Genomic DNA, 13,910 nt, shown 5'->3' on the forward strand with positions numbered 1-13,910 from the left:
ATGCCGCGTTACCGTTACAAGGCACTGGATGCCCGTGGCGACCTGCTCGAAGGGCAGATGGATGCGGCCAGCGAAGGCGAGGTGATCGCGCGCCTGCAGGAGCAGGGCCATCTGCCGGTGGAAGCCAAGCCGGCGACCGGCTCGGCATTCGAGGGCGGCGGGTGGAAGCAATGGCGGCAACGCCCGTTTGCAGGCGCCACCCTGGTCCAGTTCACCCAGCAGCTGGCAACCCTGTTGAGCGCCGGGCAGCCCTTGGACCGGGCCTTGTCGATCCTGATGGAAACGCCGGAAGACCAGCGCTCGCAACGGGTGGTTGCCGACATCCGCGACAGCGTGCGCGGCGGCGCGCCACTGTCGCAAGCGTTGGAGCGGCAGCACGGTCTGTTCTCACGCCTGTACGTCAACATGGTGCGTGCTGGTGAAGCTGGCGGCAGCCTGCACGAAACCCTGCAGCGCTTGGCCGATTATCTGGAGCGCAGCCAGGAATTGAAGGGGCGTGTCATCAACGCCCTGATCTATCCAGCCATCCTGCTGGTGGTGGTAGGTCTGGCCCTGTTGTTCCTGCTTGGCTATGTGGTGCCGCAGTTTTCGCTGATGTACCAAAGCCTCGATGTGACCCTGCCGTGGTTCACCCAAGTTGTGCTGGAAGTCGGCCTGCTGGTGCGTAAAGGCTGGCTGGTTTTCATCGTGGTGCCGGCGCTGTTGCTACTGTGGGTGGAACGCAAGCGGCGTGATCCGGTATTCCGTCTGGGCTTTGATACATGGTTGTTGAAGCGGCAGATGATTGGCGGACTGGTTGCCAAACTGGAGAGCGCACGGCTTGCGCGCACGCTTGGCACCTTGCTGCGCAACGGCGTGCCGCTGTTGGCTGGGCTGGGTATTGCCCGCAACGTGCTCAGCAACCGCGCCCTGGTCGCTGATGTGGGTGAAGCCGCCGAGGCAGTGAAGAACGGTGCTGGGCTGGCTTCGTCGCTGGGGCGCAATGGGCGCTTTCCGCGCCTGGCCCTGCAGATGATCCAGGTCGGCGAAGAGTCCGGCACGCTGGAAAGCATGCTGCTCAAGACTGCCGATACGTTTGAGCAGGAGACTGCCCGCGCCATCGACCGCTTGTTGGCGGCGCTGGTGCCGGTGATCACCTTGTTGTTGGCGTCGGTGGTCGGCATGGTCATCATCGCGGTGCTGGTGCCGCTGTATGACCTGACCAACGCCATCGGTTAACCCCTGATTTTTCGCAAAGGATGAAGAAATGAGGCGAACCCTGAAACAACCCATGTCACGCGCACGCCAGGCTGGCATGAGCTTGCTGGAAATCATCATCGTCATCGTGCTGATCGGCGCGGTGCTGACCTTGGTTGGTAGTCGCGTGCTCGGCGGTGCCGATCGCGGCAAGGCCAACCTCGGCAAGACCCAGATCCAGACCCTGGCGAGCAAGGTGGAGAACTACAAGCTCGACACCGGCCGTTTGCCGAGCAAGCTGGAGGATCTGTCCACCCAGCCCGCAGGTGTCGCCGGTTGGCTCGGCCCGTACTCCAAGCCGGCGGAGTTCAATGACCCGTGGGGTAATCCGGTGCAGTACCGGGTGCCGGGCGAGGGACGTCCGTTTGACCTGATCAGTCTGGGCGCCGACGGTCAGCCCGGCGGCGAAAGCTATAACGCCGATATCCGCTACGAATAAGCCGTGATGGTCGCGCCGCGTCTTCCGCTTTCGTTTGCCGCCGCGCGTGCCGTATCCGCGCGGCGCGGCGCAATGCGCGGCATGTCGCTGCTGGAGATGGTGCTGGTGCTGGCACTGGTTGCTGCGCTGGCCTTGATGGCGACAATGGCGATGAGCGGCGGCATGGATGGCATGCGTCTGCGCTCGGCCGGCAAGGCTTTGGCGGCCGAGCTGCGTTACACCCGCACCCGCGCGATCAGTACCGGCGTCGTCCAGCAATTGCAGATCAACCCGGGCACCCGGCGCTGGCAGGGCGCGGATGGCCATCATGGCGAGCTGCCACAGGCGCTGACGGTGAGCTTCACCGGCGCCGGCCAATTGCAGACGCGCAGGGACGAAGGTGTCATACGCTTCTTTGAGGATGGCGCCTCCAGCGGCGGCCGTATCGAACTGCGTGCAGGCAATGCGGTATGGCGTATTGATGTGGCGTGGATCACCGGCGAGGTCAAGGCCGGTCCGCTGCGCGAGGGCGCTGGATGAAGCGCCAACGCGGTTATTCGCTGATTGAAGTGATCGTCGCCTTCGCCTTGCTGGCCTTGGCGATGACGCTGTTATTGGGCAGTCTGTCTGGTGCGGCGCGTCAGGTCAGCATGGCTGACGGCTATGGCCGTGCCGCCTTGCACGCACAGTCGTTGCTTGCACTGGCAGGCGTAGAGGCGCCATTGAGCGCAGGCCGCCAGCAGGGCGAATGGGAGCAGGGCCGCTATCACTGGAGTCTGCAGGTCTCGCCCTATGTGGAGCCACGTCAGCAACAGGCGCGGCTATGGTTGCTCGATCTGCAGGTGCGCTGGGGCGACAGTGCGCAGGAACAATTGCGTTGGCGCACGCTGCGGCTGCGTGGCAACGCGCCGCTGGAGGCGCCGCCATGAAGCGTTCACTGCACCCATGGCGTCCAAGACGTGTGAGTGGCTTCACCTTGATCGAGGTGCTGCTGGCCACTGTGTTGCTCGCCGCCGGCATGGCGCTGGCGTTCGCTGCGGTGCGCTCGACGCTGGCCATCAGCAGCCGTGGTGAGGCGATTGCCAGTGGCAATGAACGCATGCGCGCGGTTGAGGGATTCCTGCGCAGGCGGCTGGTCTCGGCGATGCCATTGCCAATGCAGCGCGATGCGTTGAGTGGCACTGCCAAGGTGTTTACCGGCACGCCGCAGCAGCTGCGATTTGTAGCCAATGTGCCAAATTATCTGGGCCGCGGTGGGCCCTATCTGCACACGCTTGAAGTCAGCGGCAGCGGTGACAAGCAGGAGCTGCGGATCGGGCTGACCCTGCTGCAGAACGGTGAGCTGCTGGAGGAAAATCCACCGCGTGGCAGCGAGCTGCTGGCCGACGATCTTAAGCAGGTGAAGCTGCGCTATCGCGGTACCGATCCGAATACCGGCGCAATGGGCCGCTGGCAGGACCGCTGGGATTCTCCGGGGCGCATGCCGGCCTTGGTCTCCATCGAGATCACCCCCGCAGGTGGCCCGGCGTGGCCGCCGCTGGTCGTCGCATTGCCGCAGCACGGCGTTGCCGGGAGCTGGCGATGAAGATGCGCGGTGCGGCCCTGGTGTTGGTGCTGTGGGTGGTGGCGCTGTTGACCACGGTCATCGCGGCGTTTGCGCTGACTGCGCGGGTCGAGCACCTGCAGGGCCGGGTGACTGGCGACCTTGCCGGAGGTGAGCAGGTCGCCCATGCCGGGATCGATTACGCGCTGTCGCGGATGCGCGCCACCCCCACCCAGCCCAGCTGGCACGCCGACGGGCGCCCTTATCGCTGGCAGTTTGATGGCCATGCGGTGGAGCTGCGTATCGTTGATGAGACCGGCAAGGTTGATCTGAACAAGGCCGATCTGGATCTGTTGCAAGGCCTGCTGCGTGCACTCGGAGTGGCACCGGACAAGGCTTCGCAAATGGCTGGAGCCATCGTCGATTGGCGTGACGTCGATTCGCTGCTGCAGGTCTCCGGCGGCGCGGAAACCGCGGATTATCAGGCCGCTGGCCTGCCTTACGGCGCCAAAAACGCGCCGTTCGACAGCATCAGCGAGCTGCAGCGCGTGCTCGGCATGGAGCCCGCACTTTATGCACAGCTGGCACCGCTGGTGACGGTGTACGGTAATGGCCGGCCCAGTCCACGTTTCGCGGCGGCGCCGGTGCTGACTGCGATGGGGATGGATGCGGCGCTGATCATCGCCCAGCGTGAGCGTGCAGACGGCAGTGCGGGGATGGGCGAAACTTCACCCATGGGAGGTGACAGCGGCACTTATAGTGTGGAAAGCAGAGCGCAGCTGGTAGCCGAGCGGCAAGCGGTGACCCGCGCCGTGGTTCGTCTTAATCCCGGTGCTATGGCCGGTGCGCCGTATACGGTGCTGCAGTGGGAACAGGGAGCGATGTCTAGATGACGGGGTTGCGTGAACGACTGGGGCAGGCAAGCGCTCGCATCTTGCCAGGTGCCAGTGGCTTCTGGGCGTGGTGGACACAGGCGTTGCTGTCGTGGCTACCGTCACGTTGGCGGGCCCTGCTCGGCGTGTCCGATGCACGCTTGCTGCTGGAGCTTGTCGACGGGCAGCTGACCGTATCGCTGTTGCAGAGCGGCCAACGGCAGTTGCTGCAGACGCTGCCTGGCGGCTCGACGCCCAATGCAGTGGACGCGGCCTTGCCTCCGCGCGTTATGGGTCTGCCGCGTTTCGGGCTGTTGTCGGCCAGCGCAGTACTGCGCAAGCCCCTGCGCCTGCCGGCCGCAGCCGAGGCACGCCTGCGCGAAGTACTGGGTTTCGAGATTGACCGGCAAACCCCCTTCAGCACTGCGCAGGTGTATTACGACGTGCGCCTGTTGCAGCGCCGCGATGACGGTCAATTGGATACCGAACTGGTGGTCGCGCCGCGGCCTCTGGTGGACACCTTGCTGGGCCCGGGCGAGGCATGGCAGCAGCAGCTTGACGGTGTGGACGCGGTCGACGCTGAAGGTCAGCCCTTGGGTGTGAACCTGTTGCCGCAGGCGATGCGTAGGCAGCGGCATGACCCCATGCGCCGGCTCAACCGGCTGTTGTTGATCGCCGGCCTGGTGATGATGGTATTGGCTGCATGGCAGCTGCTGGACAACCGCCGCGCTGCGGCCAGACAACTGTCGGTGCAGGTGGATGCCGCCGCAGTGCGCGCACGTGCGGTGGCCGCGCAGCGCCAGCAATTGCAGGATCTGGTCGATGGCCAGCAGTTCTTTACTGCACAGCGTGCCCTGCAGGCTTCTGCCACCGAAATCATCAACGAGCTCAGTCAGCGGCTGGGCGATGACACCTCGCTGGAAAAACTGTCGATCGAAGGCGGGCGCATGCAGTTGATCGGCATGAGCAGCAGTGCCTCCTCGCTGGTCTCCAAGCTGGAGGGCTCCAAGCTGTGGAAGACGCCGTCATTGACCGGCGTGCTGCAGGCTGGCCAAGGTGCCGGGCGTGAACGTTTCACCTTGACCGCAGAACTGCGCGGCCCCAACCAGGAGGCTGCCGATGGCACCGCACCCCCCGCGCCGTGACCGCTGGTTGGCCCTTGGCCTGCTGCTGGCCGTACTGGGCGTGATCTATCTGTTGCTGGTGCAGCCCTTGTGGACCCGGCCGATGCTGGCGGTGGAAGCAGAAATAGCGGCCTTGCAGGAGCGCCAGCAGCGCATCGGCATGCAGTTGCGGCAGGCACCGCAGGTGGCGCAGCGGCTGCAGCAGGCGCAGCAGACGCTGGCCGATCAACCGGGCTTCATGGCTGAAAGCTCGGCCGAGCTGGCTACCTCCAAGCTGGTACAACGACTGGAGGAGGCTGCACGCCTGGCCAGCCCGGATCAGCGCAGCTGTGCGATCAGTGATCGCTCGCCATTGCCGGCCGACAGCACTGGCCGCTTCCCGCGGGTTGCGGTGCAGGCGCGGCTGCGTTGCGGCATGAGCGAATGGATGAGTGTGTTGCAGACGTTGGAAACCGGAACCCCGCAATTGCGCGTGGACCGGCTCGACATCTTGTCCGCGGGCATGGGCGAAGGCGGCGGCGGGCTTGATGTGAGTTTTGAGCTCAGCGGTTACCTGCGCCCCGGCGTAGTCGCAGCGGCCACGGAGGTTGCCAATGCGCAATGACGTAGCGGGCCTGCGCACCTGGTTGCTGGGAGTATTTGCTGGTTGGGCGCTGCTGGTCTGGGCCGCGTGCCTGTTTGGCCTGGGCAGCCGGATTGGCAGCAGCAGTGCCGCGTTGGAAGTGCCGGCCTTGCCAGCAGTGCCGCAGGCTGCGCAGCTGGCAGTTGCCGACAATGGCGAGGCCTTGAGCCGGCCGCTGTTTGCCAGCGATCGTCGGCCGCACCCGTTTTTCATCGGCGAAGCTGGCGAACCGGCAGCAGCCAGTGTGCGCTTGACCGGCGTGTTGATGACGCCAGGTCTGGACATGGCCACCTTAACCACCGAGCAAGGCAAGTCGCTGCGCCTGCGTCTGGGCGGCGAGGTGCAGGACGGTTGGCAGCTGCTGTCGCTACAGCCACGTAGCGCTGTGGTCAGCGGGCCAGCGGGTACGCTGAATCTGGAGCTGCAGGTATTCAGTGGTGGGCCAAAACCGCAGGGGGAAGGCGGCGTAGCGCCTGTACCTGGCAGTCCGCAGCCCATTGCTCAGCCCGTTACCGCGCCCGCCGCGCCGCCGTCAGCCGAAGCGGTTACGCCGTCGGCTGACCAGATCAAGGCGATCCGTGAACGCATCCAGGCCCGCCGCAGGCAGGCACAACAGAATCAGAACGGCAGCCCCGGCAGCCAGAACCCGTAGAGTGAGCGTATGACATCACGCATAGTTGCAGTCAGTCTGCTGATCGGTGCCTTGAGCGGCTGCGTCACCACGCCGTCGCCGGATATCCGCCGCAATGCTGCGCCGGACACACGCACGCCGGCCCCCGGCGAGGCGGCCAGTACCAATCCGTTGAGTATCGAAGAAGCGCCCAAGCCCGACGACAACCAGGGTCGGGCGGTGATCCGCCGTGGCAATGGCACGGTGATCAACCGCGCGGCTGCTTCGGCACCTGCGCCTGCCTTGAGCGCTGCTGGCAATGGCACGGCAGTGTTCAACTTTGAAGGCGAGTCGGTGCAGGCGGTCACCAAGGCCATCCTTGGTGACATGCTCGGCCAGAACTACGTCATCGCCCCGACCGTGCAGGGCACAGTAACCCTGGCCACGCCCAAGCCGGTATCACCGGCGCAGGCACTGAACCTGCTGGAGATGGTGCTGGGCTGGAACAACGCACGCCTGATCTACAGCGGTGGCCGCTACAACGTGGTGCCGGCCGACCAGTCGCTGGCAGGTACGGTTGCACCGAGCACCGCGCCGGCCTCGGCCGCGCGCGGTTATGAAGTTCGGGTGGTGCCGCTGCAGTACATCTCCGCTAGCGAAATGGAAAAGGTGCTCAAGCCCTATGCCAGACCCAGCGCTATTGTAGGTATCGATAGTTCACGAAACGTGATCACCTTGGGTGGTACACGCACCGAGTTGGAAAACTATCTGCGCACGGTCGAGATCTTCGACGTGGATTGGTTGTCGGGCATGTCGGTGGGCGTGTTCCCGATCCAGTCCGGCCGCGCTTCGCAGGTAGCCAATGATCTTGAAAAGGTGTTCGGCGAAGCCAGCAAGACGCCGAGTGCGGGCATGTTCCGTTTCATGCCGCTGGACAACGCCAACGCGGTGCTGGTGATCACTCCGCAGGCACGTTATCTGGATCAGATCCAGCAGTGGCTGGATCGCATAGACAGCGCCGGTGGCGGTGCGCGGCTGTTTTCGCATGAGTTGAAGTACATCAAGGCCAAGGACCTGGCTGAACGCCTGGCCGAGGTGTTCGGCGGCGGTGGCTCGCGCGGCGGCCAAGGTGGGCCGGCCTCGCTCGCCCCCGGCGCCAGCCCGATCAGCCTGCAGGGCGGCGGCACTGTCGATCCTTCGGCTAACGCCGACGATACTTTGGGCGATGGTGGTGGCTCGTTCGGTAAAGACGGTGGCAGCACCAGCACCAGCAACAACGGTATGGGGGAGGGCATGTCCTTGCCGCAACGTAGCTCCGGCAATGGCAGCGTGACCCTGGAAGTGGAAGGCGACCGCGTCGGCGTCTCGGCGGTGGAAGAAACCAACACCTTGCTGGTACGCAGCACCCCGCAGGCCTGGCGCTCGATCCGTGAGGTGGTGGAAAAACTCGATGTGATGCCGATGCAGGTGCATATCGAGGCACAGATTGCCGAGGTCGCCTTGAGCGGTGACCTGAGCTACGGCGTCAACTGGTATTTCGAGCAGGCTGTAAATGCCGCAGTCGACAAAGGTGGAGCTGGCCTGCCGTCGGCGCTGGGGCGCGGCATCTGGGGCGATATCGCTGGCTCGCTGATTCCCGGTGATGGCCAGGGTGGCGGCGGTTTAAGCTGGACCTTCCTCGGTAAAAATGCCGCTGCAGTGATCACTGCGCTGGACCAGGTCACCGACGTACGCCTGCTGCAGACGCCGTCGCTGTTTGTGCGCAACAACGCCGTGGCCACCTTGAACGTGGGCAGCAAGATTCCTGTGTACTCGGTGTCGGTGTCGGGCATCAACGACAACCAGTACGCGCAGGTGCAGTACCTGGAAACGGGCACCATCCTCAAGGTGCGCCCGCGCGTCACCCGTGACGGCATGGTGTTCCTGGACATCGTGCAGGAGGTCAGCTCGCCGGAGGGTAAGGCCGATGACAACGGCAACGTACGCATCAACACCCGCCGCATGAAGACCGAAGCGGCGGTCAATGCCGGTGACACGGTGATGCTGGCTGGCCTGATCGAAGACAGTGCCACCAAGGGCTCGTCCGGTCTGCCCGGGTTGAGCCGACTGCCGGTGATCGGTGGCCTGTTTGGCCGCAAGACCCAAAGCAGTCGACGCAGCGAAGTAATCGTGTTGCTGACCCCGACCATCGTTCGCAACCCGCAGGAAGCGCGTAACCTCACCGACGAATACGGCAGCAAGTTCCGTGCGCTGGATCCGATCAACGCACCGAAGGGTCGCTGAACATGGCGCTGCCGGTCATTTTGTTGCCGGTGGGCGTGGATGACGCGGCGCTCGATGCCTGCCTCGCGGCGTTGGAAAAACACACGCCGGCGGGTACGCCGGTGTGGCTGGCCGATGATGGCCAGAGTGGCCCGCGTGGGCAGGTGGTGATCGAGCACTGGCTGGCGGGCACCCGTCTGCAGGCCGAGTACACACGCCGTCCACGCCCGCTCGGCGAGGCGGCGCATCTGGATCAGATGTTGCAGGCCTGTGGCGACGCCGACGTGGCAGTGCTCGCTCCGGACGCACTGCCTACGGCGGGTTGGTTGCAGCAGCTCAGTGACTGTCTGGCGCGTGATGCCTCCATCGCTACCGCCACGCCGTGGAGCAACGCCGGCGAAGCCGTATCGTGGCCGCGTGCCGGTGAACTCAATCCGATGCCTGCCGATCCGGCCCGGTTGTTGCAGGCCTTGGCGGCAATGCCCTTGCTGCAGCCGGAGCTGCCCTCGGCAGTTACCCATGCGGTGCTGATACGCGGCAGTGCGCGCCGGCGCGCCGGCGGTCTGGATATCCACAGCTACGGTTCGTGGTATGCCGCGCTGGTAGATCTGAGCCTGCGCATGAGTGGGCTGGGCTGGCGCAATGTGCTGTGTGACAACGCCTTTGTCGGCCGCCAGAGTGAAGGCCGGCCGGGCGAGGGCGACATGGAAGTGCTGGCCAATCGCTGGCCGGTATGGACCGCGCGGCTGGCCGCATTCCTGATGAATGACCCGCTTTATGCGCACCGCCAGCAACTGCAGCAGCTATGCGAGCAGGCGATAATGCCGCAAGCCCAGCCCGACCTGTTCGACGCCTGTGCATCCCTTCCAGGCGCGGAGCCGGTGTGAGCGATTCAATTGCGGTGGTGGTGGTCAGTTATGAGAGTGCGAGCACGCTGGATGAGTGTCTGCAGCGGCTGCGTGCGGCCGAGGATGTAACCGAGATACGGGTGGTGGACAACGCGTCACGCGACGGCTCGCTGGCTATCGCGCAGCGCCACGCCTTGGCCGATGCGCGGGTGCGTTTCATCGCCAATCCGGACAATCCCGGCTTTGCCACCGCCTGCAACCAAGGCGCACGCGAATGCCATATGCCGTGGCTCGCTTTCATCAACCCGGACCTGATGGTCGAGCCGCAGACCTTGTCGCAATTGCGTCGCTTGGGCCAGCCTTTGGGCGATTGCCTGCTCGGCGTCGAACAGGTGGACGAGAACGGCGTGGCCGATGCAGCCGTGCGCCGACGCGATCCGGACTTCGCCGCGATGCTGCGCAATCCCGGTGCGGGCTCGCGTCTGGCAGTGGACGTGGATCATTCCATGCCACTGCAGCAGGTGCAGGCCTTGTCGGGTGCCTTGCTGCTGATGCCGCGAGGATTGTTCGACCGCCTGCATGGCTGGGACGATGGCTACCGGCTGCATGCCGAAGATCTGGACCTATGCCGACGCGCGCGTCAGGCCGGGGCGGTGGTGGCCATCGCCAATGATCTGAAGGTGCTGCACGTGCGCGGTGTATCCAGTCGCTCGCGGCCGTTCTTTGTGGAATGGCACAAGCATCGTGGGCTGTGGCGTTACTTCCGCAAGTTTGAAGCCAGCCAGCGCAGCGTGCCGGTGCGCGTAGGGGTGTGGTGCGCGATCTGGGCGCACGCGCTGATGCAGGTGCCTCGGTTGTTGCTGAAGTAAGGCCGGATCTCGCGGCTTTTTTGAGCCAGGCCAGTGGCCCTGGCCGCCGCGCCTGCCACAGACCATGAACAAGTCCCCGCGCCTGCCTGAACCCGGGCCGCCAGCCAGCGCATAATGCAGGGCATGATCATCCAATCCCTGCTCGACACCGACCTCTACAAATTCACGATGATGCAGGCGGTACTGCACCAGTACCCCGGTGCGCTCGTCCAGTATCGGTTCAAATGCCGTACGCCGGGGATTGATCTGGCTGCGTACATGGACGAGATCAGCACCGAGATCGATCATCTGTGTAGCCTGCGCTTCACCGCCGACGAGCTGGAATACATGCGTGGGCTGCGCTTCGTGAAACCGGACTTCGCCGACTTCCTGGGCCTGTTCCATCTGGACCGCAAGTACATCAGCCTGCGTGCATCGGAAACCGTGCCTGGCGAAATCGAGCTGGATATCACCGGCCCGTGGCTGCACACCATCATGTTCGAAGTGCCGCTGCTGGCGATCATCAACGAGGTCTGGTTCCGCAATACCACCACCGCTGACTTCGCCGAGGGCGAGCGCCGCCTGCAGGCCAAGACCGCGTTGCTGCGTGACACCGCCGGGTTCGAGAACTGCCGCATCGCCGATTACGGCAGCCGTCGTCGCTACTCACGGCAGTGGCACGGCACCATGTTGCCGATGCTGCGTGATGCGCTGGGCCCGCAGTTTGTTGGTACCAGCAACGTGTACTTCGCGCGCATGTACGGCATGACCCCGCATGGCACCATGGCGCATGAATATCTGCAGGCCTTCCAGGCGCTGGGGCCGCGTCTGCGCGACTCGCAGGTGGCGGCGTTGGAGTCCTGGGCGCGCGAGTACCGCGGCGACCTTGGCATCGCCCTGTCCGACGTGGTGGGTCTGGAAGCCTTCCTGCGCGACTTCGATATGTACTTCTGCAAGCTGTTTGATGGCGTGCGCCACGATTCCGGCGACCCGGTTGTGTGGGGTGATCGCATGCTCGCCCATTTCAAGGCCAATCGCGTTGACCCAACCAGCAAGGTGTTGGTCTTCAGCGATGGTTTGAACATCGAAAAGGTCATGCAACTGTATGACCACTTCCGTGGTCGCTGCCAGGTCGCCTTCGGTGTTGGCACTCATCTGACCAATGATCTGGGCCCAACGCCGCTGAACATCGTCATCAAGATGGTTCGCTGCAATGGTCAGCCGGTGGCCAAACTCAGTGACTCGCCGGGCAAGAGCATGTGTGACGATCCGGGCTATCTGTCGTATCTGCGCCAGGTGTTTGAACTGGAGCAGTGATGCCCTCGCTTGAGAGCATCACTGTCGGCCGCTGCGATCTGGTTTGAATCAGGGGCGAGCCGCAATCTTGATTGGATCACGGATAGTTAATGACAATCAGGTAGCTGCTCGCCGTTGTTGGCTGGCGCCGTGTATCCACCCGGTACTGCTGCGAGAACACCCGTGCGTCGGAATGTGCAGCAGACTTGGTCAGTGCATGTGTGGCTAGAACGCTATTGCCGTGTGCTGAACTGTCCACCTCCATTGCGGACACACTTACCTCTGCACCCTGCGCTGCCAACGGGCAGCGTTCCAGACGCAGTTGTTGCTGGGCTACGGCAAGACTGGTGTTGCAGCCGGGATCAACGATGCGACCACTGAAGCGGACGGTGCCGGTACTGGCATGTGCCAGTGTGGTGAGCGAAAGCAGTGCCACACCCAGCAGGAAATATCGGGTCATGGCGGTTCTCCGCGTTGAGGGACTTCAGTAAGCACCAATCATCGGTCGACGATAAGAGGCAAATAACCGTTCTGCCCGGACGCATCACGCGTTGATAGTGACCCGCATCAATCTTGATATTGGATTCGCATTCAATGCTTATCGACGTGGATGAAAGTGCTTATCCAACGCGGATAGAAAACCTACTTTTGCGCCGCGCTATCTGTACCCAAATTGATATCAACACATCTGCGGGCTGAACGGTGCCGCTGTCCCTTCGGTGCGGGCGTTCCAAATCACAAATTTTGTGGAGCAAGTCACGCTTTGTGTCGCTAACTTGCGCATCAAGGTCAGTGCGAATGCGACTGGCTTTTACACGGATGCGACGCAAGGATGGGCTTGAGTCCGCGATGTTCCTTGCTTCCTCCGCCGCATCTTAATTCTACAGGGCTGGGTACAAGCAATGCGCACTATCAAAATTCTTTCAGTTCTCGCGTTGGCGGTTGCGTCGTTCGCTGCCAATGCCGTCGATGGGACCATCACCTTCAATGGCGAAGTGACCGACAAGACCTGCACCATCGTCACCCCGCAAGGCAAAGACTTCACCGTAACCCTGCCAACCGTATCGAGCAGTACGCTCGCTGCCGCGGGTCAGGTGGCAGGCCGCACGCCGTTCTCAATCAACCTCTCGCAATGCAATCCAGGCAATGTCGCTACTTACTTCGAGCCAGGCGCCACTGTTGATCTGGGCAGCGGGCGTTTGAACAATGTTGCTGCTGCCAGTGCCGCGACGCAGGTGCAGCTGCAACTGCTGGGTAGCAATAATCTGTTTCTACCGGTGGTAACTGCCGGTGCCGGCAGCACCCAGGCCAACTCGCAGTGGGTGACGGTCAACGCAGGCGGTACCGCGGATCTGAACTACTTCGTTGAGTACTACGCTACCGGTGCTTCGACGCCGGGCGAAGTGACCAGCAGCGTGAAGTACACGATCATCTACAACTGACCCCTCGACGCTTGCATCACCGGCTGGCTGCTGGGTCGGCCGCCGGTGTTTCCTACGGGTGTTCACTCTGTGACCAGGATTCTTTCGAGAACACTGCTCTGCGCCGGTTTGCTGTTTTCCACGCCTTTGCTGGCCGGTGTAGTGGTCAACGGCACACGGGTCATCTATCCGGCGCAGGCGCGTGAGGTGACTGTGCAGGTGGACAACGTTGGCGACGCGCCATCACTGGTGCAGGCTTGGGTGGATGGTGGCGATCAGACGCAGACCGCCGAGAGCAGCGATGCTCCGTTCATGCTGACGCCACCGATCAGCCGTGTCGAGCCAGGCCGTAGCCAGGCGCTGCGTCTGGTGTTCACCGGGGCGGACCTGGCTGCTGACCGCGAATCGGTGTTCTGGCTCAACGTGCTGGATGTGCCGCCTTCGCCGCAGGCTGGTGGGGAAGAACAGAACTACCTGCAGGTGGCGTTTCGCTCGCGGATAAAGCTGTTCTACAGGCCGCGCGGTTTGAAGGGTAGCGCCAACGACGCGCCGCAGGCGTTGCGCTGGCACTACCAAGGTGGGCAATTGCGGGTAAGCAACGCGACGCCTTATCACGTCACTCTGGCAGAAGTGTATGCGCTGGATACCAACGCGGAACGTGTGCTGGAACGGCAAGGGAAAATGATCGGCCCACAGCAGGATCTGCAGTTCGACGTCAGCGGCAAGGTCGAACGCGTGCGCTTCGTCAGCATCAATGATTACGGCGGGCGGGCCGAACATACCGCCAGCGTCGACGCGGGCGGTTGAACC

16 protein-coding genes are annotated in these 13,910 nt (G+C 63.5%); 15 read left to right on the forward strand and 1 reads right to left on the reverse strand.

All coding sequences use genetic code 11. The annotated features are described in order from the left end of the window. From xpsF to pncB, 13 genes are all read left to right on the forward strand, one after another. Positions 1–1,218, forward strand: coding sequence for a type II secretion system protein XpsF (gene xpsF, locus ACVOLR_RS01375; protein WP_481534857.1), 1,218 nt, complete (start codon positions 1–3; stop codon positions 1,216–1,218). 28 nt (positions 1,219–1,246) lie between these two features. After that, complete coding sequence (gspG, locus tag ACVOLR_RS01380) at positions 1,247–1,675, forward strand: type II secretion system major pseudopilin GspG (RefSeq protein WP_282268242.1); 429 nt, start codon at positions 1,247–1,249, stop codon at positions 1,673–1,675. Between the two features lie 6 nt (positions 1,676–1,681). Next, on the forward strand, positions 1,682–2,194 hold the full coding sequence (xpsH, locus tag ACVOLR_RS01385) for a type II secretion system protein XpsH (protein WP_481534919.1): 513 nt from the start codon (positions 1,682–1,684) through the stop codon (positions 2,192–2,194). Then, entirely contained in the window at positions 2,191–2,583 is a 393-nt protein-coding gene (gene xpsI, locus ACVOLR_RS01390) for a type II secretion system protein XpsI (protein ID WP_481534858.1), read from the forward strand. Before xpsH ends, xpsI begins: the two co-directional genes overlap by 4 nt. Further along, positions 2,580–3,239 carry a prepilin-type N-terminal cleavage/methylation domain-containing protein gene (locus ACVOLR_RS01395; protein ID WP_481534859.1) on the forward strand — a complete coding sequence of 220 codons (660 nt, stop codon included), beginning with the start codon at positions 2,580–2,582 and terminating at the stop codon, positions 3,237–3,239. The genes xpsI and ACVOLR_RS01395 overlap by 4 nt, the downstream gene beginning before the upstream one ends. Continuing rightward, positions 3,236–4,090, forward strand: coding sequence for a type II secretion system minor pseudopilin (locus ACVOLR_RS01400; RefSeq protein WP_481534920.1), 855 nt, complete (start codon positions 3,236–3,238; stop codon positions 4,088–4,090). Before ACVOLR_RS01395 ends, ACVOLR_RS01400 begins: the two co-directional genes overlap by 4 nt. Further along, positions 4,087–5,214: a PilN domain-containing protein gene (locus ACVOLR_RS01405; RefSeq protein ID WP_481534860.1), complete on the forward strand. Its 1,128-nt coding sequence runs from the start codon at positions 4,087–4,089 to the stop codon at positions 5,212–5,214. Before ACVOLR_RS01400 ends, ACVOLR_RS01405 begins: the two co-directional genes overlap by 4 nt. Continuing rightward, on the forward strand, positions 5,189–5,797 hold the full coding sequence (gene gspM, locus ACVOLR_RS01410) for a type II secretion system protein GspM (protein WP_481534861.1): 609 nt from the start codon (positions 5,189–5,191) through the stop codon (positions 5,795–5,797). The genes ACVOLR_RS01405 and gspM overlap by 26 nt, the downstream gene beginning before the upstream one ends. Further along, entirely contained in the window at positions 5,787–6,467 is a 681-nt protein-coding gene (locus ACVOLR_RS01415; protein WP_481534862.1) for a type II secretion system protein XpsN, read from the forward strand. The genes gspM and ACVOLR_RS01415 overlap by 11 nt, the downstream gene beginning before the upstream one ends. Positions 6,468–6,476: 9 nt before the next feature. After that, on the forward strand, positions 6,477–8,708 hold the full coding sequence (gene gspD / locus ACVOLR_RS01420) for a type II secretion system secretin GspD (protein ID WP_481534863.1): 2,232 nt from the start codon (positions 6,477–6,479) through the stop codon (positions 8,706–8,708). Beyond that, positions 8,705–9,574, forward strand: coding sequence for a glycosyltransferase family 2 protein (locus ACVOLR_RS01425; protein ID WP_481534921.1), 870 nt, complete (start codon positions 8,705–8,707; stop codon positions 9,572–9,574). The genes gspD and ACVOLR_RS01425 overlap by 4 nt, the downstream gene beginning before the upstream one ends. Beyond that, on the forward strand, positions 9,571–10,404 hold the full coding sequence (locus tag ACVOLR_RS01430; protein ID WP_481534864.1) for a glycosyltransferase family 2 protein: 834 nt from the start codon (positions 9,571–9,573) through the stop codon (positions 10,402–10,404). Before ACVOLR_RS01425 ends, ACVOLR_RS01430 begins: the two co-directional genes overlap by 4 nt. A 123-nt stretch (positions 10,405–10,527) precedes the next feature. Further along, the gene (pncB, locus tag ACVOLR_RS01435) at positions 10,528–11,700 is read left to right on the forward strand and encodes a nicotinate phosphoribosyltransferase (protein ID WP_481534865.1); all 1,173 of its coding nucleotides are present in this window, start codon (positions 10,528–10,530) and stop codon (positions 11,698–11,700) included. A gap of 76 nt (positions 11,701–11,776) precedes the next feature. Here pncB and ACVOLR_RS01440 read toward each other — a convergent pair whose 3' ends face one another. After that, entirely contained in the window at positions 11,777–12,139 is a 363-nt protein-coding gene (locus tag ACVOLR_RS01440; RefSeq protein ID WP_481534866.1) for a hypothetical protein, read from the reverse strand. Between the two features lie 442 nt (positions 12,140–12,581). Here ACVOLR_RS01440 and ACVOLR_RS01445 point away from each other — a divergent pair, with 442 nt between their 5' ends. Further along, positions 12,582–13,121: a fimbrial protein gene (locus ACVOLR_RS01445; protein WP_481534867.1), complete on the forward strand. Its 540-nt coding sequence runs from the start codon at positions 12,582–12,584 to the stop codon at positions 13,119–13,121. Between the two features lie 69 nt (positions 13,122–13,190). After that, entirely contained in the window at positions 13,191–13,907 is a 717-nt protein-coding gene (locus ACVOLR_RS01450; RefSeq protein WP_481534868.1) for a fimbrial biogenesis chaperone, read from the forward strand. Positions 13,908–13,910: the final 3 nt, after the last annotated feature.

The organism is Stenotrophomonas sp. STEN030, assembly GCF_056759995.1.